At 71.3% G+C, this 20780-nt stretch carries 13 protein-coding genes and 1 pseudogene; 4 read left to right on the forward strand and 10 right to left on the reverse strand.

The window, feature by feature from the left end:
- Positions 1-13 precede the first annotated feature (13 nt).
- The gene (locus ACFY3V_RS14895) at positions 14-1318 is read left to right on the forward strand and encodes an acyltransferase family protein (RefSeq protein WP_389773562.1); all 1305 of its coding nucleotides are present in this window, start codon (positions 14-16) and stop codon (positions 1316-1318) included.
- Here ACFY3V_RS14895 and ACFY3V_RS14900 read toward each other — a convergent pair.
- The 8 genes and pseudogenes from ACFY3V_RS14900 to ACFY3V_RS14935 form a co-directional block, all read right to left on the reverse strand.
- Positions 1317-2153 (reverse strand): annotated as a pseudogene (locus ACFY3V_RS14900) (DUF3068 domain-containing protein); the annotation flags it as partial. The gene ACFY3V_RS14895 and the pseudogene ACFY3V_RS14900 overlap by 2 nt on opposite strands.
- Entirely contained in the window at positions 2150-6445 is a 4296-nt protein-coding gene (locus ACFY3V_RS14905) for an alpha-(1->3)-arabinofuranosyltransferase family protein (RefSeq protein WP_389773565.1), read from the reverse strand. The pseudogene ACFY3V_RS14900 and the gene ACFY3V_RS14905, both read right to left, overlap by 4 nt.
- A complete protein-coding gene (locus ACFY3V_RS14910; RefSeq protein ID WP_389773568.1) occupies positions 6446-7717 on the reverse strand; it encodes a glycosyltransferase family 4 protein in 1272 nt (423 codons plus the stop codon).
- 240 nt (positions 7718-7957) lie between these two features.
- Entirely contained in the window at positions 7958-8089 is a 132-nt protein-coding gene (locus ACFY3V_RS14915; protein WP_350946543.1) for a hypothetical protein, read from the reverse strand.
- A gap of 139 nt (positions 8090-8228) precedes the next feature.
- Complete coding sequence (locus ACFY3V_RS14920) at positions 8229-9944, reverse strand: hypothetical protein (RefSeq protein ID WP_389773572.1); 1716 nt, start codon at positions 9942-9944, stop codon at positions 8229-8231.
- Positions 9944-10714, reverse strand: a complete 771-nt coding sequence (locus tag ACFY3V_RS14925) for an FkbM family methyltransferase (protein WP_362905206.1) — start codon at positions 10712-10714, stop codon at positions 9944-9946. Before ACFY3V_RS14925 ends, ACFY3V_RS14920 begins: the two co-directional genes overlap by 1 nt.
- A gap of 191 nt (positions 10715-10905) precedes the next feature.
- A complete protein-coding gene (locus ACFY3V_RS14930) occupies positions 10906-13131 on the reverse strand; it encodes an acyl-CoA dehydrogenase (RefSeq protein ID WP_389773576.1) in 2226 nt (741 codons plus the stop codon).
- A 224-nt stretch (positions 13132-13355) separates the two neighbouring features.
- Positions 13356-14405 (reverse strand): hypothetical protein, encoded by a 1050-nt coding sequence (locus tag ACFY3V_RS14935; RefSeq protein WP_389773579.1) that lies wholly within the window; start codon positions 14403-14405, stop codon positions 13356-13358.
- Positions 14406-14904: 499 nt separating this feature from the next.
- Between ACFY3V_RS14935 and ACFY3V_RS14940 the strand changes: the two genes are divergently transcribed.
- Positions 14905-16017 carry a trypsin-like peptidase domain-containing protein gene (locus tag ACFY3V_RS14940; protein WP_362905212.1) on the forward strand — a complete coding sequence of 371 codons (1113 nt, stop codon included), beginning with the start codon at positions 14905-14907 and terminating at the stop codon, positions 16015-16017.
- A 204-nt stretch (positions 16018-16221) separates the two neighbouring features.
- Here ACFY3V_RS14940 and ACFY3V_RS14945 read toward each other — a convergent pair whose 3' ends face one another.
- Positions 16222-17292 carry a polysaccharide deacetylase family protein gene (locus ACFY3V_RS14945; protein ID WP_350946537.1) on the reverse strand — a complete coding sequence of 357 codons (1071 nt, stop codon included), beginning with the start codon at positions 17290-17292 and terminating at the stop codon, positions 16222-16224.
- 372 nt (positions 17293-17664) lie between these two features.
- Here ACFY3V_RS14945 and ACFY3V_RS14950 point away from each other — a divergent pair, with 372 nt between their 5' ends.
- Positions 17665-18495, forward strand: a complete 831-nt coding sequence (locus tag ACFY3V_RS14950; protein ID WP_389773582.1) for an MIP/aquaporin family protein — start codon at positions 17665-17667, stop codon at positions 18493-18495.
- A gap of 87 nt (positions 18496-18582) precedes the next feature.
- Complete coding sequence (gene glpK / locus ACFY3V_RS14955) at positions 18583-20100, forward strand: glycerol kinase GlpK (RefSeq protein ID WP_362905218.1); 1518 nt, start codon at positions 18583-18585, stop codon at positions 20098-20100.
- Positions 20101-20260: 160 nt separating this feature from the next.
- Here the strand turns inward: glpK and ACFY3V_RS14960 are convergent, their stop codons facing one another.
- Positions 20261-20629 carry a roadblock/LC7 domain-containing protein gene (locus ACFY3V_RS14960; protein ID WP_350946534.1) on the reverse strand — a complete coding sequence of 123 codons (369 nt, stop codon included), beginning with the start codon at positions 20627-20629 and terminating at the stop codon, positions 20261-20263.
- Positions 20630-20780: the final 151 nt, after the last annotated feature.

Genomic DNA, 20780 nt, shown 5'->3' on the forward strand with positions numbered 1-20780 from the left:
CGAAACAGGTTCTATGCCGGTTCACCAGGGGTCCACCGGCAGGGACGTGCGGGATCTTCCCGCGGTCGGCGGGCATCTCGACGCGATGGACGGCGTCCGCGCGGTCGCCTCCTTCGGTGTCCTTCTCTACCACGTGGCGAGCACGACGGGCGCCTCCCTCAGGGAGGGCTTCCTGCCCGCCCTGCTCTCCAGGGGCGACATCGGGGTGCCGATCTTCTTCCTGCTGTCGGGCTTCCTCCTCTACCGGCCCTGGGCCGGCGAGGTCGTGCGGGGTGAGGCGCCCCCCGGCGCCGGCGGCTACCTGTGGAAGCGCGCGCTGCGCATCCTGCCCGCGTACTGGCTCGTGGTCGCCGTCGCGCTGCCGCTGTGGTCGTGGCCGCAGGCGGCCGAACCCGTCAACTGGCTGCCCTTCCTGCTGCTGGTGCAGAACTACGTGCCGGAGCCGTGGTGGGCCGGCGCGAGCCCGCCGGGGCTCGGGCAGATGTGGAGCCTCTCGGTCGAGATGACCTTCTATCTCGCCCTCCCGCTCCTCGCCGTCGCGCTGCGCGCCCTCGCGCGGCGCGGCGCGGACCCCGCGGCCAGGGCCAAGCGGCTGCTCGTCGGCATCGGCGCCCTCGCCCTGGTCTCCCCCCTCTGGGCGGTCTTCAGCCACATCCCCGCGCACCGCCCCGAACTCGGGCTCTGGCTCCCCCGGTCGATGCTCTACTTCGCGACGGGCATGGCCCTCGCCGTCGTCTCGTTCTGGGCGCACGCCGAGACCGACCCCGACGCCCCGGTGCGGCGGCTCACCAGGGGGGTGCGCGAGTCGTGGGTGACCTGCTGGATCATCGCCGCTTTCGTCTACGCCGTCGCGGCCAGCCCCATCGCGGGAGGCCGCCTCTTCGAGGTCCAGGACCTGTGGACGGACATCTTCGAGATGACCCTCTACACGGTCTTCGTCCTCGCCCTGCTCTCTCCCGTGGCCCTGCAGACCTCCGAACCCTCGCCGCTGCGCTCGCTGCTCGGCAACCGGGTGATGCGCTATCTCGGCCGCATCTCCTACGGCGTCTTCCTGTGGCAGTTCGTGGTGATCGTGGGCTGGTACGAGCTGACCGGGCAGCAGAGCTTCAGCGGCGATCTGCTCACGACGCTGGTGGTGTGCACCGCGTTCACCGTCCTGCTCGCCGACCTCAGCCATCGGCTGATCGAGGCTCCGGCGCTGCGGCTCCGGCGCCGGGAGCGGGGGCGGGGGCGGCGGAGGCGCGACTCTGCAGGCGCAAACCCGCGAACAGCAGCAGCACGCCGAGCACGGCGCACGACAGCGGGATCACCCGATTGACGAGCATCGCCCAGCGAAGGAACTGCCGCGCCTCCCCCGCGTTCCACCGCTCGTCCCCGGTGCTGGTGCGCATGTCGGCGGCGAGCGCGACCAGCCGTCCCGCACCGTCGTCGGTGCGCAGGGTCTTGACCAGGTTCTCCCTGATCCCGATCACCATCCCGCTCTCCGGTTCCACCCAGAAGGTACGGGTCCCTTCGAGGTAGGCGTTGACGGGGAACGTCTCCCTGCCGCCCAGCCCGAGGACCGTCCCCGGCAGTTCCATCGCCCGCTGGACGAGCCGCTCGTTGACCAGACGCTGCGCGTAGCGGTTGACCCGGACGCCGTACAGGGTCTCGATCCCCTCGAAGCGGGCGGCCACCGGACGCCGGACGAGCGGGTCGTAGACCTGGTAGGCGACCGGCCCGGCTCCGAAGGGCCAGCGGAACACCAACCCGCGCGGGGCGGGGTTGCCGTTCTCGTCGACGTAGTTCTCGCAGCAGTTGACCGCCTGCCCCGTACGGCGGTCGAACGCGGCCCGCCGCTCGTGGTAGTCGATGCGCCGCCCGTCGCGGGTGGCGAGGGAGACGAACTCCGTCCACACCGCGACGTCCGGCGTGGACCTGACCGTGTCCCCGTATCTGGCCACGGCCGTCTCCAGCGGGACGCCCCGGTGCGTGCGCAGGGTGGCGGTGTCGAAGTAGGAGCCGGACTCGGTGGTCAGCTTGGTGATCCGGTCCTGCTCCGCGGGCAGTACCAGGCCGCTGGGATAGATGTAGAGGCGCACCAGCGCGGCCAGCGTGATCAGGAAGGCACCGGCGACCAGGACGAGCACACCGCGCGGTCTCCGGCCGATCATCGTCGCTCCACGGGTTGGAGGGGATCGTCCTTCTCCCACGCCCGTAGCCAACGGCGGGGCGACCTCGACACGCGCGCCGCGGCGAACAACAGGCCCACGGCGACCAGGGAGAGATACTGCGCTCCCGCCGCTCCCGCCGCTCCGCCGTAGCCGAGCGCGAGACCGGCCGCGCCGAGCGCCGCCACCACCGGGAACGGCGTGAACAGCACCCGGCCGATCCTGTACAGCCGACCGCCCGCGCTGTGCTCGGCCCCCGCGATGCCTCGCAGCCACAGGGCGAGTGCCGCCACCAGACCGGCCAGGGCGGCACCGGCCCACCCCTCGGCCACCAGGCCCAGCACGAGGGCCGGCGGCCACAGCCAGGCCGCCCGCAGCACCGCGGGCGGCGACGCGGGAAGCTCGCGGAGCGGGCGGCGGGGGCGGACCAGGGCGAGCGCGACGACCAGCGCGACCAGCACCCATCCCACGACCAGCGACATCCGATACAGGCCGTCGGGGGCGTACGTCATCACCACGGTCCCGCTCCCGGGGGGCAGCAGCCACGCCTGCCGCCACCCGTCCAGCCTCGCCGGTTCCAGCACGCGTCCGTCGAACGACGCCTGCCAGCCCTTGTTGAAGTTCTCGCCGAGCGCCAGGTAGGAGGGCTCCGTCGTGGAGACCCTCACCCGGCGCTCCCCCGCCTCCCAGCTCTCCACGGTCGCGGGCCGCAGGATCACCTCCGGCGCCGCGACGTTCCCGGCGCTCCCCGCGTTCCCGGTGCTCCCGGTGCTCCCGGCACCGCTTCTGTTCGGGCTTTTTGGGCTCTTCGGGCTCTCTGCGGCATTCTTGGCGTCGTTCGCGGCACCGTCGCCGCTCCCCTCGCCTTCCGCGTCGGCGGCGCGCAGGACCATCGAGTCCACCCGGAAGCCCTGGAGCGCGGCGGCGCGCACCCGCAGCGTGCCGTCCCGCGTCTCCACCGCCTCACAGGCCCGGTAGCCGACCGGACGGCCGTTGAGCAGGTCGCCCAGGGTCCCGCTGTGGATCTCGGTGGGCGTCGCGACCCCGTTCACGGTGAGCGTCGGGCCGAGCCCGCAGGGCATCCTCACCGGCTGCGTGTCCGGGGTGGGCAGCGGCTCGACCCCCGGGATCGCCACCCCGAGCACCTCCATCCGCCAGGAGCCGAGGGCGGCGAAGGTGAGCTTCACCCGGCTCGCCCTCATCGGCGCGAAGTGGATCCACCCGTCCTTCGAGGCCCAGGCGTACCGGACGCCGTCGTCGGTCGTGACGGTGACCCGGACCGGCGGAGCGCCCAGCCTGGTGTCGGGGAAGTCGACGCGCAGCCGGGACAGGTTCACCTCCCTGCCCAGCTCGAAGGAGAGCGAGGGCTCCAGGTCCTTGTCCCCGGCGTACCAGATGGTCCTGCGGTCGTCGTCGAAGGCCGCGTAGGCGCCGGTGGCCGGGATGTCGCTCGCGGTGGAGGAGGCGGTGACGCGGGGGAAGCTCCCCTCCGGCATCAGCACGGTCTCGGCCACCCGCCGGTCGGTGAGCACGGCCCTGCCCTCCAGCGCCTGCCTTCCCTCGGCGACGGGGACCAACCTGTCGAAGGCGTAACCGTCCTCGCCCACGAAGCGCAGCCTGTCCGCGCAGGTCCAGGCGTAGGAGCCGAGCATGCAGCCGGGGGCGGTGTCCGTCCGGCTGGTCACGACCGTCTGCCCGGGCGAAGCGGGGTCGGCCGAGGAGGCGGACGAGGAGACAGGCGGCACCACGAGCGTGCGCTCCGCGCGGACCCCGGGAATGGACAGTTCGGTGATGCCGACCCGGGGGTTGGGGTCACGCAGGACGCCGGTGACCCGGATCCGGATCCGGGACGTCTCGCCCTGCGGAACGTTCAGCCGCTCCCACAGCGAGGTGAGGCCGAGCCGGGTGCGCACCCTGCCGGTGTCGGTCTCGACCATGACCTCGGAGACCGTCACCGTCTCCTCCGAGCGTTCGAAGACCGCCTGGATGAAGGGCACCGAGGTCGGTTTGGCGAGCTGTACCTCCAGCCACTGCTCGGTGGCGGGCTTCCAGCCGGTGGAGCGCCAGCCGGTGCGCAGGTCGAAGTCCACCGCCGCGTACGGCTGCTGCCCGCTGTCGCGGGTTCCCGGGGTCACCCCGAGCCCGGACTGCGAGGAGGAGGCGGTCACCCCCTTGATCCCGATGAAGGCCGCGACGGTGCCGGGATCGGACCAGCCGGGGTCGGTGAGGTCGTAGGCGGGCCCGTACCCCTTGTAGGGCTCGTCCGGCGTCATCGTCTCGCCGTACGGCCTGCGCAGGTCGCTCACCACCAGCTCGCGCCGCCGCATGGTGTCGGTGAGCACCGTGTCGGCGGCGGGGATCGCGTCCGCTCCGGGGTCGTCGCCGAGGATCACCGGCCGGTCGTCTTCGAGGACCCCCTCCTCGGCCATGGTGAGCAGTGCCTCGGGACCGCCGGAGACCCGCAACGGCCGCTGCGCCGCGACCGTGCCGACGACGGGACGCGCCCCGGTGACCTCGTAGATCTCCAGGGACGCGTACGGCTGGTCGAGCCAGCTCGCGCCGGTCTGGGAGTCCTCGAAGCCGACCGTGGGCCCGAAGCCGCGCACCCGGGTCAGGCCGGGAGAGCGGTCCAGCGCCTCGTGCACCCGGGCGGGCCACGCGTCACCGAAGGCGACCCTGTCGAGGTCGTTGCGGATCAGCAGGTAGCGCACCCCCATCCGGCGCAGCGTCCGGGTGAGCCCTTCCGATCCCTGCCCGTTGGCGAAGCGGTCGTCGATCGCCTTGACGAGCCGGTTGGAGCCGGCCGTGCCCCACGGCACGATCGTGTTGCTCACCCAGCGGGCCTTCTTCAGCAGCGGCTGGAACGGCTCGTCGAGCGGGCGCCCCCAGGTGTACTCGCCTCGCCGGGCTCCGGGCAGGACCAGCACGGTGCCCTCCTCGGCCCGGTCGTCCAGCCAGGAGGCCGCCTGCCGCCAGTGCTCGGGGACGTCGGCGAAGGCGCCGCTCGGGGCGATGCCCGCGGTGGCGACGGGGACGAGGGTGAGCCCGACCAGCCCGGCCCCCACCACCACGGCGGGGAGGCGGACGGCGGGCCTGCGCGCTCCCACGTAGGAGACGAACGCGGCGAGTCCGAGCACCAGCGGCAGCCGTACGAGCGCGTTGAACTTGTGCAGGTTGCGGAACGGCGCGAGCGGGCCGTCCAGCAGCGCCCTGAGGGGTTCGGCGAGCGGCCCGGCGTGGCCCGCGACGAGGACGGCGACACCCACGAGCGCGGTCAGGATCAGGAAGGTCCGCTCGGGCGTGCGCGCGAGGGTGAGCCCGGCCAGTCCCAGCCCGGCGACGAGCGCGGTGACCAGCACGAGCCAGGGCACGGTGGCGTGCTCGTAGGCGGCGGGCAGGAAGGGGCGTCCGTCCACCGGCAGGAAGGCGACCCAGCTGTTCATGCCGCGCAGCACGTTGGTGAGCGAGCCCACGACCGTGGTCGTCCACGCGTTCTCGGTGAAGGGCATGAAGGAGAAGACGTAGCGGCCGAGCATCACCAGCGGGACGAGCCACCAGAACGACACGGCGGCGATCGCGGCGAGCCACCAGGCGATGAGCCGCCGCTTGCGCGGGCCGCGCGCCCGGGTGAGCAGGTAGATCATCGGCACCACGAGCACGGCCAGTTCGGCGGCGGCGTTGATGCCGCCCGCGAACAGGAACACGAGCGCCGACAGGCAGGCGGCCCTGCGCGGGCTCGTCTCCCCCTGCGCGCCCCTGACGAGGAAGAGCAGCACCCAGGGCAGGACGGCGCTGGGGGCGAACTCCACGGAGTTGAAGCCCATGAGCGCCTGCGCGTGCGGGGCGAGCGCGTAGGCGAGACCGGCCAGCACCCCGGCGAGCTGCCCGCCGATCCGCAGCGCCCTGGCCAGCTGGGCGACGCCGACGAAGGCGACGCACAGGATCAGCGTCACCCAGAGCCGCTGCACCACCCACGGGGGCATGCCCGCGTTGATCAGCAGGGTGTAGAAGGGACCCATCGGGAAGATGTAGCCGTACGCCTGGTTCTGCAGGTGTCCCAGGTAGTCCTGGTCCCACATGCTCAGCGCCTGGGAGAGGAAGCCGATCGGGTTGATCGGCATGTCCAGCTTCGTCTCGGCGATGAGCATGCCCGGCGCCATGTGGAAGGCGACGGCGGCGAGGAAGAGGCACCCGGCGAGCAGCCTGAGCCTGCGGCGAAGCCCGGTGTCGGAGGCTCCGAACTCGGAGGGAGGTGCGGAAAGGCGGGTGATCCACGCCTCGGGGATCACCGTCACTTATGGCGGGTCGGTCTCACCCGCGGCGAGACAGAGATCGGATACATGAAGGTGGCGGCCGTTTTTAGATAGTTCTGTGGTGATTAGTCCGGTCATCGTAGCGCCCGTTCTCCCCCAGGTGAATTCGGCCGCCCAGAGCCTGCACGCCTGCTGGATCTCCTCGCGCCTGGCCGGGTCCGACAGTTCCCGCAGCGCGCGGTCCACCACGTCGGCGAGCACCTCCCCCTCTCCGACCAGCCAGCCCGTGACACCGTCACGCACCGAGTCGCGCAGTCCCGCGACGTCGTAGGCGACGGTCGGGACGCCGAGCGCGGCGGCCTCGATGACGGTCAGCCCCCAGCCCTCGAACTCCGAGGCGGTGACGTTGACCCGCGCCGCCCCCAGGATCGCGTTCTTGGCGGCCTCGGACAGGAAGCCGTGCAGGTGGACCCGGTCTTCGAGGCCGCGGCGGGCGGCGTGTGCCGTGAGCCGCTCCTGTTCGCAGCCGCGTCCGATGACGTGCACGTGGATGCCCGGCCACGCCCCTTCGAGGTCTCCGGCGAGGTCCACCACCCGTTCGACGCGCTTGTGGCCCACGAGCCTGCCGAGGTAGACCACCGAGGGGTCCCCCGCCACGCCCTCGCCGCTCGCGACCAGGCGCGCCACCGGGCTGCCGTTCGGGATGATCTGGATCGGCGCGAGCCAGCCGAGCCGCTCGCGCAACTCCTTCCTGGAGGACTCGGAGACCGTGACGGTCGCGCGGCGCCGGTAGACCAGCCGGGCGACCGGCCCCTCGATGAAGCAGCCGATACGGGCCAGCCAGCGCGGGAAGAAGGCGTAGAACTGGCGGTCGTGCACGTGGTGCACCAGGGAGATGACGACCGTGCGCCGTCCGGTGACCAGGGGGGCGAAGAAGGGGATGCCGTTCATGCAGTCGATGACGACGTCGAAGCGCCGGCGCCGCAGCAGCATCCAGAGCGGGACCAGCAGATAGACCAGGAACGGGTTGCCCATCCGCCGCAGCGCGATGCCGTCGCGTTCCTCGGCCGAGGACTGCCCCGCCTCCTTGGAGGTGACGAAGGTGACCGACGCCCCCTGCCCCACCAGGTGGCGGCTCACCTGCCAGGCGTACTCCTCGGCGCCCCCCGCCACCGACTGCAGCGGCTCACGGAAGTTCAGGACGGCGACGCGCACCCCGCGCAGCAACGGCCGCTGCCGCGCCGTCGCGGCCACCAGGCCCGCGGGGGACGGGCCCGACGCCCGGCGGGTCGCCCTGGCGCCCTGTCCGGCCACGACCACTCCTATCTCCGAATTCTCCGAGCGCTCCGTGTCCCTGTACGCTCCGCACTCTCCGGACGAGGTGTCACTTTATGGGGTGAATGTCGCTGTCCGGCATGCGAGAACGACGGCACCGAGGGTTTTCGCGCATGCGGCGGCCAGGCCCTGTCTCGTCGACGTGATCCGGAGCGGGTCTCCGCCCCCGAGGGCCGGATGCTCAGGTGAGCGCCAGGACCGATCCGCGGCCTTCGCGCGTCACCTGTTGCCGTAGTTGTAGAGCGGCCTGTTGGGCGGCTCGGGGGTCGGTGCCGCGACGTTCACGACGGCCACCGAGGCTCCGACCGCCAGCACTGCCCCTACCGCCAGAGCGGCAATCACTCGCAACACCCGAGTTCTCCCTCCAACGCGCGGTCGTGCGGTCTGCCTGACAGTAGAACCTGATACAGGTACTCAGCTAGTCAATCGCCGAAAGTGTGTGGAAAATGCTACCAGCTGGTAAATCTCGGTGTATTCGCGTCCCAGAGGATCAGAGGCGGTACAGCACGAGCTCCTGACCAGCGAATATCAGCCGCGCGCCGGGCAGTCTGGAACGAAACAAGTTCTCGCTCGACCTCTGGACCAGCACGTGGCTGATCCCCTCAGCGGCCAGCGGCCCGGTCAGCGGGCCGGACCCCGCGAGGATCGCGCCGACCCTGCGCGCCCTCGGATCCTCGCCCGCGAGGACGAGCGTACGACCGTCTCCCAGCCCGACCGGCAGACCGTCGTTCCAGACGACCTCGCGCCGGAAGGACTTGACGGCCGGATCGAGCACCACCCGGCCCCCGTTCCAGCCGAACACCCGGTAGGCCCCCCACGGCAGCGTCAGCAGCGCCCCCGGCGCGGGATCCGCGTCCACGACGCTCCGCACCCCGGACCAGTCCGGGTGGTAGTCGACCGCGACCAGCCTGCCGAACGCCCCCAACGCGAAGGTGGGCAGCACCAGCAGGGGCAGCACGAGCATGCCGGGACGGATCACCGGAGACAGGCGCGCGGTCACCGCGGCCAGGCCGACCGCCTGCAGCAAGGCGAAGGGGGCGAGATAGAGCTGCCCGTCGCGGAGCGGCCCGAAGCCGGGCCACAGCCCGACCAGCGCCTCCACCGCCCCCGGCAGGAAGGCCCCGGCACACGCCACCGTCAGCCCCGCCACCGAGGCGACCGTCAGCCCACCCCAGTACGCGGGCCGCCCGCTGTCCCGCCCGCCTCCAGCCGTACCCCGTCCGCTCTTCGCGACCGGCCCGCCCCCGGCCACGTGGCCCGCCGACGGCCACCCCCGCGTGAGGAGGGCGTACCCGGTCACCGCCGCCACGGCCACCACGAGCCGGACGAGGGCCGACCACCAGGTCTCCTGTCCCGGTACGGCCGCTCCGGAGTTCCACACGCCGCCGAGGGTGAGCAGGCTGCCGAGGGTGCCCAAAGGCCCGTCCGCCCGTGGTGCGAAGGCCCGGACCCCGGCCGGATCGGTGACGGCGGAGCTGCCCAGCGCCGGGACCAGCCACGGCAGGCTCAGCACGGCGACGGCGAGCAGCGCTCGCGGCGCCCGGCGGCCCGCCACCGGCACGACCGACATCGCCGAGACGAGCATCGCCTGGAAACCCCCGATCGCCGCGGGGATCAGCGCGAGGACCGTCCTGCACATCCCCCCTCGGGTGACCGCGCGTACCGCCCACGGCAGGCCCGCGTACCCGAGCAGCAGCGCCCACTGGCCGAGCAGCAACCGCTGGGCGAGGTAGACGTTCCAGGCGTAGAAGACCGCGGCGACCAGCCGGGCGACCCGGCGCTCCCCCGGCACCAGGGCCGCGGCGCCCGTCGCGGCGAGCACGAAGATCCCCAACAGGATCGCCTTCTGCACGATCTGGCCGGGAAGGACCGAGGAGAGCAGGGCCACCACGAGGTCGCTCGGCACGGCACGGGGGAAACCGCCGCTCCGCGCCGGGATCGGCGGGTCGGGCACGAACACCATGTCGTAGCGGAGCACGAAACCGGAGCCGAGCGCGGGCCAGAGCGCGAGCACCCCGAGGGCGAGCCCTACCAGGGCCGGGACCAGGGACGACGCGAAGGCGTGCCCCGCGGCCGGGTGCGGGACGGGGGTGCGGGGGGCGAGCGCGCGGGAGGTGAGGGCTCGGGGGGTGAGCGCGCGGAGGGCGGAGACGCGGGAGGCGATGGCACCGAGGGCGCCGAGAGCGGACACGCGGGGAGCGCGCACTACGAGACGGTGGGACGGAACAGCACCATGTTCACGTACTCACCGCCGGGCCTGACGAGACGGGAGACGAAGCTCCGCTCCACCTCGGCGACCGCCGCCGCCTGGTGGGCGGCCAGGTCGAAGCCGTCCAGCGGAACCCAGGTGCCGCCGGTGAGGACGGAGCCGGTGTAGCCCCACTCCGCGAGCTGGTCGACGACCAGGCCGATGTCCTGGTGTCTGGTCTCCAGCTCGACCAGCAGGACGGGCCGGTCCCGGTGGACGGTCCGCGCGGCGCCGCGCAGCGCGGCGAGTTCGTGACCCTCCACATCGACCTTGATGAAACGGACGTCCTTCAGGTCCAGCTCGTCGATGGTGACGGTCGGGATGTCCACCGGCACCCCCTCCCCCTCGCCGTGGACGAGCGAGGCCGTGGCCTCCGCTCCCCGCCCGCCGCCGGGTATCCACAGCCGCGCCGTGCCCGAGCTGTCCGAGGCACCCGCCGCGATCACCCGGACGTCGGGAAAGGTCCGCCCGAGCATGGCGGCCAGGCGGGGGTTCGCCTCGATCGAGACGACGTCGCAGCCGAGCCGCCGAAGCCTCGCGGTCCACGGCCCGTACCAGACGCCCACGTCGACGGCGGTGCCGCCGCGTGGCACGAACTCCTCGGCACGGGCCAGTTCGGCGTCCAGCCGGGGGTAGACCCGGCGGATCAGGGCGCCGAACCAGCGCAGCGGGATCGCGCCGGCCACGGCGCTCCGGACGACCACACCTGGCCGGAACCGCATCGACATGCGCGAAGCCTAACCGAAGGGGTCAAACCCGACCTGTACTGAAATAACCGGCCTTGACCTGCGGTGCCCGCCCGCAGGATCACGGGCGGGCGAGAACGCGCCTTCCTTACGCTCACGACGGGAGGCGGGTCACTCCCCGGGCGCGGGCACTCGGGACGAACCGAGCACGTCCCCTCACCACGGCAAACGGCTCACTTCCCCGGCTCGGGGTCGCGGGGCAGGCCGAGCATGCGTTCGGCGATGATGTTGAGCTGCACCTCCGTGGTACCGCCGTAGATCGTCATGGCCCGGGTGGAGAGGACCGCGCGGTTCCAGTAGCCCGCGTCGCCGAGCTTCATGTCGGCGGCGACGACGGCCGAGGAACCGAGCAACGAGACCGCGCACTCCGAGACGTGCTGGGCGTGCGAGGTGGACAGGAACTTGCGGACCGATGCGTCGGCGCCGGGCTCCTGGCCGGTCAGCTGCTTCAGGGTCACCCGCAGTCCGAGCGCGGCGATCGAGTGGCCCTCGCAGACCACGCGGGCCAGTTCCTGGCGCTCGGCGGGGGCCAGCTCCCTGCCGAGGCGCCCGGTCAGGCCGAGCAGGTCGGGGACGGACGAGCCGGTGCCGCCGGAACCGGAGGAGAGCGAGACCCGCTCGTTGGACAGCGTGTTCCTCGCGACCTTCCAGCCCTGCCCGACCTCGCCGACGACGAGCTCGTCGGGGACGAACACGTCGTCGAGGAAGACCTCGTTGAACAGGTTCTCCCCCGTCATCTCGGTGAGCGGCCTGACCGTGACACCGGCCCCCTTCATGTCGACCAGGAAGTAGGTGATGCCCTCGTGCTTGGACCCCTCGGAGGAGTTGCGGGCGATGCAGATGCCCCACTCGGCGAAGTGCGCCACCGAGGTCCAGATCTTCTGACCGTTGAGCCGCCAGCCGCCCTCGACCTTCTCGGCCTTCATCTGCACGTTCGCCAGGTCGGAGCCCGCACCGGGCTCGGAGAAGAGCTGACACCAGATCATCTCGCCGCTCAGCGTGGGCGGCAGGAAGCGCTCCTGCTGCTCGGGGGTGCCGTATGTGACGATCGAGGGCACCACCCAGGCACCGATGATCATCTGGGGCAGCCTGACCTTCGCGGCCTTGAGCTCCTGGAAGATGAGGACCTGCTCCAGCGGCTTGGCGTCGCGCCCCCAGGGCCTGGCCAGGTGCGGCATGACGTATCCGGCGCTCGCCAGTGCCCGCTTCTGCTCCTGGCCCTCCAGCGCGGCGATCCCGGCGATCTCGGTCCGGATGCTCTCGCGCAGCTCGGCGGCCTCGTCGGGCAGCTCGATCTCCAGCTCCCGGCTCACGCCGTTCAGTGCCAGCTCCGCGACCTTCTCCGCCCACTCCCCCGAGGAGCCGAGCAGGGCGCGCAGGGTGAGCGCGCGCCGGTAGTACAGGTGGGCGTCGTGCTCGTAGGTGTAACCGATGCCGCCGAAGATCTGGATGGCGTCCTTGGCGCAGAGCACGGCCGCGTCGGGGGCGACCACACCGGCGATCGCGGCGGCGTACGCCCGTTCGTCGGCCGACACCTCGGTGCCGCCCGTCACCTCGGCGGCACGGACGGCGTCCCACACGGTCGCGCGGGCCTGCTCCAGGGCGACGAGCATCCGGGACGCCTTGTGCTTGACCCCCTGGAACTGCCCGATCGGGCGGCCGAACTGCACGCGCACCTTGGCGTACTCGGCGGCGGCGGTCACGCACCACGACGCGACGCCCGCGGCCTCCGCGCCGAACAGGATCGCGGCCAGATCCAGGACCTGCGAGCCCCGCAGCCGGTCGAGGATCCGCCCCGCCGGTACGGTGACCGCGTCCAGCTCGACCTTGGCCACCCCCCGGGTGAGGTCGAGCGACCTGACCGGGGTGACGGTCGCCGCGGAGGCGTCCACCGCGACCCACTCCTCGCCTCGGTCGGTGCTCACCGGGAGCACCAGGACGTCGGCCGACGCGCCGCCCAGGACCGGCTCGGCGACGCCGCCGATCGTGAGGGTGCCGTCCTTCGCGCGGGTGCCGGTGATGGAGGCGCCCAGCGCGACCGCACCGGTCAGCGTGCCGTCGGCGAGACCGGGCAGGAGCTCGGCCTGCGCCTTGCCGTCGGAGGCGAGGATCACGGCGCCGGCCAGCACCGTGGGGACGTACGGGCCTGGGGCGACGCGCTCGCCGAGGGCCTCGACGGCGACGACGGTCTCCAGCAGGCCGTAACCGCTGCCGCCGTGCTCCTCGGGGATGTGCAGGCCGAGCAGGCCCTGGTCGGCCAGTCCTGCCCAGAAACCGGGGCGTTCCTCACCCTCCGCCGCGACGGCGGCGCGCACGGTCCCGGACGGGATGTTGCGCTCCGCCCACCTGGTCACCGACTCCCGGAGCGCCTCGTGCTCCTCACTCAATCCGATCGCCATGACAGCCTCCAGACAGGATTCAATGCCAGAACCATATTCTAGAAGGTACTTCCATCACAACGCGCGAGATCACCTTCCGGGCACGCGATCTCGCGCCGTGGACAACCGGAGAGAATCCCGCACGCCGAGGCTCCCGCCCCCCGACCCGCCGCGTGGAGGACACCCGTTCTGTGCCCGCCCGTCGGCCTCCCCCGTGAGCCGGGGCCGGACGGACGCGGAAGAGGTCAGAGGGCGCGGACGCTCGCCATCAGCGGAGCGATGTCGGCCCAGAGCCGCTTGCGCCCGTCGGGCACGGTCACGAAGAGCATCGAGGGCTTGCGACGGCCGACGTCGATCACGGCGAGCGCCGCCTGCGAGGTGCGCTTCTTGCCGTTGACCTCATAGGTGACCCTGTAGGCGAGCAGCCATCCCTTGCCTCCGGCGGGCCGCTGCGAGGCGGTCCAGACGACCTTGCTCCCCGCGGGGTGGTGGCCGCGGATCGTCCACCTCACCGCGTTCAGCGCCGCCCTGCGGTAGTCGGCGTCGCTCTTGAGCGCCTTGGCCGGGGTGGCGCCGGGCAGTGGCCCCGAGGCGATGACCGTGCGCGGCAGACGGGTCGCGCCGACCTGCTGGCCGACCGAGAACGACGGCACGGCCTTGCTCTCCCACGGCGTTCCCAGGCTGGCGTAGGTGAGCGCGGACCTCGTGTCGGTCACCGCGCCCAGCACCGTACTCGGCGTGCCCGGCAGGACCTGCAGGGCGGTCGCGCCCGGCAGGGCCGGCAGTGTGATCGGCGAGACGGTCGGCGATGGCTTCGCGGCGGGCATCACCGCCCTGCCGACCCCCGCCGGGTCCTTGGGCTGGTCACCGGAGAACAGGACGAAGATCAGGGCCACGATGACACCGGTGAGGACGGCGGCACCCAGGCTGTAGGCCAACCGGATCGGGATGTCGCCGATCCGCATCAGCAGGCCGCCGGACCTCTTGGTCCCACCCCGCGCCTGCGGCCCGCTCTGCGCCTCCGGCCGGTCCTGCCCGCCGGACTCCGCGAACACGCCGGGCCGCCGCGCCGCGCCGGGCCATCCGGCCGCCGTGCCCTGCCCGTCGCTCTGTCCACCGTCCTGCCCGCTGCCGAGCCGGTCGCCCTGCCCCGCCGTGCTTCGCCCTCCGGCCGCACCCGCCAGTGCCCCTCCACCCGTCCGGCCGGGCATGCCGGTCCGATCAGGGCGCCAGAGCCCCGCGGAGCCGCCTACCTGCCTGACCGGGATCGTGCCGAGACCGCCTGACTCACGCACCCGGTCGGCGTCCTTCTCAGGCTCGTCCCGCCCGTCACCCGACGCCGTACCCGGCGAGGATGGAGGGTGAGGGAACGATCCAGGAGGCCCGGAGACCAGAACGGTCTCCTCGCCGTCGCCGATGGGAAACCGCCGGGGCACCCGAGGGCTGATGATCGAGCCGTCTTCGGCGGGTATGGCGGGTATGGGAGCCGTGGGCGCCTCGTATGAGGGGATGTATCTCTCATGAGAGCGCCCGGAGGAATTGCCGCCGACGTCCGCCATACGCGCCAGGTTATGTCACCCCGGAAAGATTCGACGCATCGTCGTTTATTACGCTTCGGCTACGGGAGGCACATCCGCCCAGGTGACCGCCTTTCCCGCCGCATGAACAGAATGTCACTCCGCTGGTCCCGGCATGGGGTGCGCGAGAGGTCGACGCGCTCACGATCGGGCGAGCTCCGCCGCGACAACCCTCACAAGGCGTATCTTCCTCTCTGAGCTGGGCAAATACCCTTGCATGGGGGGATCAAAGACAGGCGTCGCGCTACTGGCCGCCGCCGTGACACTCGCGGGCTGCGGCCAGGGCCCGGAACTGCGAACATCCGGGATGGCCGGCTCACCCGGCGCCCCCACACCCGGCGCGCCGGCGAGCACCTCCGCCGAGGCATCCCCGCCGGGCTCTCCCGCGCCCACGTACGTCCCGGACGCCCTGGAGACCGCGTACGAGCGGACGATCGCCAAGGTGCTGCCGTCCATCGTGCAGATCACCACCGACAACGGCCTCGGCTCGGGGATCGTCTACGACGACGCCGGGCACATCATCACCAACGCCCACGTGGTCGGGAGCTCCAAGCGTTTCGAGGTCACGCTCGCCAGCGGCGGCGCCCCGCGTACGGCGAGGCTGATCGACTCCTTCGAGCTGGGCGACCTGGCCGTGATCAAGGTGGAGGACCCGGCCGGGCTGAGGCCCGCCGTCTTCGGCGACTCCTCCAGGCTGCGCGTCGGTGAGATCGTGATGGCGATGGGCAACCCGCTGGGCCTGTCGGGCAGCGTCACCGACGGGATCGTCTCGGCGCTGGGCCGCACGATCACCGAACCCGGGGGCGAGGGCTCGCCGGGCGCGACGATCACCGGGGCCATCCAGACATCCGCCCCCATCAATCCGGGCAACAGCGGCGGCGCCCTGGTCAACCTCAGGGGCGAGGTCGTCGGCGTGCCGACCCTGACCGCCGTCAACCCCGAACTCGGCAACGCCCAGGCCCCCGGCATCGGCTTCGCGATCCCGGCCAACACCGCCAAGGACGTCGCCACGCAGATCATCAGGGACGGCAAGGTCACCAACACCCGCAGGGCCGCGCTCGGCGTCGTCGTACAGACCGTGATCGACATGAACGGGGAGCCCGCGGGCGTCAGCGTCGTACGGGTACAGAGGAACAGCGGCGCGGAGAGGGCGGGCCTCAAGGCCGGAGATCTGATCGTCTCGGTCAACGGCACCCCCACCCCGTCGACCCAGGAGCTGGCGACGGTCCTCGCGCAGCTCAGGCCCGGCGACGACGCGAAGGTGGAGACCCTGCACCCCAACGGCTCGACGACCACCGTGACGGTTCCCCTCGAAGAACTCCCCGGCTGATCCCGGTGCCCCGCGGGAAACCTCGGGACACGCTCGGGTCCTGCTCGGGTCCTGCTCGGCCACCTCGGGGCGCACCGAAGAGACATCGACCGTCCGGCCGAGGATCGGTAGGCCAGGACCGATCCTCGGCAGGTTCAGATCAGTTCGGGATGATTCAGGTCAATCCGGGCTGACTCAAACCGTTTCCGGTCAGGCCGGGCCGGGTCAGTAGGGCAGGACGCGGTCGGTGAAGGACTTGGCCACGAAGGGGGCCTTGAACTTGGGGAAGGCGACCGTCTTCACGTCGCCGTCGGAGGTGTAGCGTTCGTCGGCGTTCGCCTTCAGCCAGTCGAGCCAGGCCACGGAGCAGAACTTCGCGCAGTCGCCCTTCTTGTCCATCGAGCGGATGCGCGGGATGCCGAGCGGGTCGAACTTCTTGTTGAACGGTGACATCGCCGGGGTGTAACCGGCCAGGAAGACGCCGCCGTAGTCGTAGGAGACGTCGCCCGAGGAGCCCTTGCGTCCCCACTCCTTGCCGTCGGGCTGGTTGCCGTACGGCAGGGCGAGCGTGACCGGCGGCACCTTGATCAGGTCGGTGATGAGCCGGTGGCCCGCCGCCACCTCCGTGTTCACCTCCTTCTTCGGCTTGCCCCTCAGGTTGAGATGGTCGCGGGTGTGGTTGCCGATGTCGAAGCCCTTCTCGGCGAGCCAGAGGAGCATCTGCGCCCCCTCCTCGGGCGTCGCCTTGCCGAACATGTCGCGCGTCACATAGAACGTTCCAACCCCTCGGAAGCCCGGGTGTGCCTTGGCGACCTCCTGGAGGATCGCGACGGCGGTGTTCGGCTTGGGCAGGCCCATCCCGTCCAGATCGAACTGCGAGGGCGAGGAGTCGTCGAAGGTGAGGACGACGGGATGCTTGCCCGCCGGGATGTCGATGCGCCCGGTGACGAACTCGGCCGCGGTGATCGCGACGTAGTCCTCCTTGGCGAGCCGCTCCAACTCGGTACGGAACTGCTTGGGGGTGCGATCGTCTTGGGTGGAGGGTTTGTCGACGATCCGGTGATACATGAGGACGGGCACCTGCCCGAGCTCGTTGGCCTTGACCTTGGCGGCGGCCTCCGTCTTGGCCTTGAGGAGGTTGGCCTGCGAGGCCGCGGCGGCCGACGCCTTCGCCGCAGCCGCCACCCTGGCCTTCTGTTCGTCATTCTCATCCGGCCCCGTCGATCCGCATCCGGCCAGCACGGCTCCCGTCGCGACGACGGCCACACCGGCCCTGCACATTCTGAGACGGCCCATCGAATTCCTCCAAGCGCACTGAAGATACGCTTCTCATCCCCCTCTGACCTGCGAGTTGACCTCCGCACCCGGCAAAGGTTCCCGCCCGAGCGGCTCTTGGCTGCGCCGGGAGGGCGCCTGGAGACACCGGACGGCACTGGGCGGCACTGGGCGGCCCGGAGAAGAGGACGTCCTCACGCGGAATCCCGGAAGGGGACGGGATTCTTACTCGACGGTTACATCGCAGGTAGGGACATAAGGGCATGTTTCGGTGGCGTTGCCAATTACTTAGATTTTTGACCAAAAATCAACAATCTCGTCACGAAATCGTTGACCGCCCTGGAATTCGTGCCTACCGTCCGAGCATCCGGAGCGGCGCCGTGAGGGGGAAATATGGCAGAACGCCTGAAAAACCGGGGTCTTCTTGGCGAGATGGCAGCCGAGTTCGTGGGCACCATGATCCTTATCCTGTTCGGGGTGGGGGTGGTGGCCCAGGTCGCGGCGGCCGAGATCGGCGACCACGACAGCATCGCGTGGGCATGGGGACTCGGAGTGACCCTGGGCGTCTACGTCGCGGCACGCACCAGCGGAGCCCACCTCAACCCGGCCGTCACCGTCGCCCTCGCCGCCTTCAAGGGCTTCTCCTGGCGCAAGGTCCTGCCCTACGCCCTGGCACAGACCGCGGGCGCGTTCGTGGCGGCGCTCATCGTCCGCTTCAACTACAGCGAGGTGCTGCAGAAGGCCGACCCGGGGCTCACGATCAAGACCCAGGGCGTCTTCTCGACCCTGCCGGGCAACGGGACCCTGCCCATCGGCACCTGGGGCGCCTTCCGCGACCAGGTGATCGGCACCGCGATCCTGCTCCTGCTCATCCTCGCCGTCTCCGACGCGCGCAACTCGGCGCCGATGGCCAACCTCGCCCCCTTCGTGATCGGCCTGATCGTCGTGGCCATCGGCATGGCCTGGGGCACCAACGCGGGGTACGCCATCAACCCCGCCCGCGACTTCGGGCCCCGGCTTGCCTCGTACCTCACCGGGTATGAGACCGCCTGGCAGGATCAGTACGGCCAACTCTACTTCTGGGTGCCGATCGTGGCGCCGGTGATCGGAGGGCTGATCGGGGCGTTCCTGTACCAGGTCCTGATCTCCAGGTTCCTTCCTCCCGAGGAGGCCGAGCCCGAGGTGGGACGGATGCCGTCCGACGAGAAATCCGACACCGCCTGAACAGGAGCGGGACGACGACCACGGCCGAGAACCGTTATGGGGAGAGCGGCAGATCTCCCGGAGAGTCTCACAGAGGAGGCACCATCCATGCCTGACTTCGTCGGAGCCATCGACCAGGGAACGACGAGCACCCGCTTCATGATCTTCGATCACGGCGGTAACGAGATAGGTCGCCACCAGCTCGAACACGAGCAGATCCTGCCGCGGGCCGGGTGGGTCGAGCACAACCCCACGGAGATCTGGGAGCGCACGAGGGCGGTGATCGAGACCGCGATGAACAGGGCGGGACTCTCCGCCTCCGACCTCGCCGCGCTCGGCGTCACCAACCAGCGCGAGACCGCGGTGGTCTGGAACCGCAGAACCGGGCGCCCGTACCACAACGCGATCGTCTGGCAGGACACCCGTACCGACCGGATCGCCTCGGCCCTGGACCGCGACGGCAGGGGCGACGTCATCCGTCACAAGGCGGGCCTGCCCCCGGCGACGTACTTCTCCGGCGGCAAGGTCCAGTGGATCCTGGAGAACGTCCAGGGGGTGCGCGAGGCGGCCGAGGCCGGGGACGCGATCTTCGGCAACACCGACTCGTGGCTGCTGTGGAACCTGACCGGCGGCCCCGACGGCGGCGTGCACGTCACCGACCCGACGAACGCCAGCCGCACGATGCTGATGGACCTGGAGACCCTCGACTGGGACGACGAGCTGCTGTCGTTCTTCGGCATCCCCCGCCGGATGCTGCCGGCCATCGCCCCCTCCTCCCACCCCGGCCTGTACGGCACCACCCTGGCGAGAGGCCCGCTGGGAGGCGAGGTCCCGCTCTCCGGCGACCTCGGCGACCAGCAGGCCGCCACCGTCGGACAGGTCTGCTTCGGCGTCGGCGAGGCCAAGAACACCTACGGGACCGGCAACTTCCTGCTGCTCAACACCGGCACCGAGCTGGTGCGATCCCAGAACGGCCTGCTCACCACCGTCTGCTACCGCTTCGGCGAGGAGCCTCCGGTGTACGCGCTCGAGGGCTCCATCGCGGTGACCGGCTCCGCGGTGCAGTGGCTGCGCGACCAGCTCGGCATCATCTCGGGGGCGTCGCAGAGCGAGGCGCTCGCCCGGCAGGTCGAGGACAACGGCGGCGTCTACTTCGTCCCCGCCTTCTCCGGCCTCTTCGCCCCGTACTGGCGATCCGACGCCCGGGGCGCCATCGTCGGCCTGTCGCGCTTCAACAACAACGCCCACCTCGCGCGGGCCACCCTGGAGTCCATCTGCTACCAGAGCCGCGACGTGGTCGAGGCGATGCGACAGGACTCAGGGGTCGCCCTCGACGTTCTGCGCGTCGACGGCGGCGTCACCGCCAACGACCTGTGCATGCAGATCCAGGCCGACATACTCGGCGTGCCCGTCTCCCGGCCCGTCGTGGCGGAGACGACGGCCCTGGGTGCCGCGTACGCGGCGGGACTCGCCGTCGGCTTCTGGAAGTCGACCGACGAGCTCAAGCAGAACTGGCAGGAGGGCCGCCGCTGGGAGCCCCAGTGGTCGGACGAGCAGCGGGCCGACGGCTACGCGCACTGGAAGAAGGCGGTCGAGCGCACCCTCGACTGGGTCGACGTGTCCTGAACGACCGGATCCCGGTCGCGGGTACGACTCCGCTCGCCGACGGGATCCCGGTCGCGGGTGCGACCCGGTTCCCGGACGAGAGACCCGGTCGCGGGTGCGCCTCCGGCGGTGAGCGGGATCCCGGTCGCGGGTGGAGTCCTGGTGGCGGGTGGAGTCCTGGTCAGGTGGCGACGAGGAGCGCGCCCAGCCGCTCGACCGTGGGCCGGGACTCCACGTGCAACCGGGAGACGTCCAATCCCTCGTCGGCGAGCACGACGAGCAGCGCCTCCTGACGCACGGCGTAGACGACGATGTACCCGCTGCGGCAGCGGGTCACCACCTCACGAAGCTCCCCCATGCCCACTTCGTAGCCCGTCCGCTTGCCCAGGCCGAGCGTGGCGGCGGCCAGCGCCGCCAGCACCTCCGGCCTCGGCCCCTCGCTGTCGGCCGCGACGAGCAGCCCGTCCACGGACGCGACGGCCGTCTCCATCACGCCGGCCACCTGATCGCGCAGGATCTTCAGCTCGGCGAGCACCGCTTGCCTGGTCATCGTGTTCCTTTCAACGTGGAGCGCCCCGCCTTCAGGCGTGGGAAGAAAACGCGGCAAGACACCGCACGGGTTGTCAGCATGTGCGTGCGGTGGCGACGACCAAGCCGCCGCACGTATGACCCGCACCACCCTCGCCGCCGGGCCGGCGGAG

Origin of the sequence: Streptosporangium sp. NPDC000095 (genome assembly GCF_042899335.1) — a bacterium.
Lineage (GTDB): Bacteria > Actinomycetota > Actinomycetes > Streptosporangiales > Streptosporangiaceae > Streptosporangium.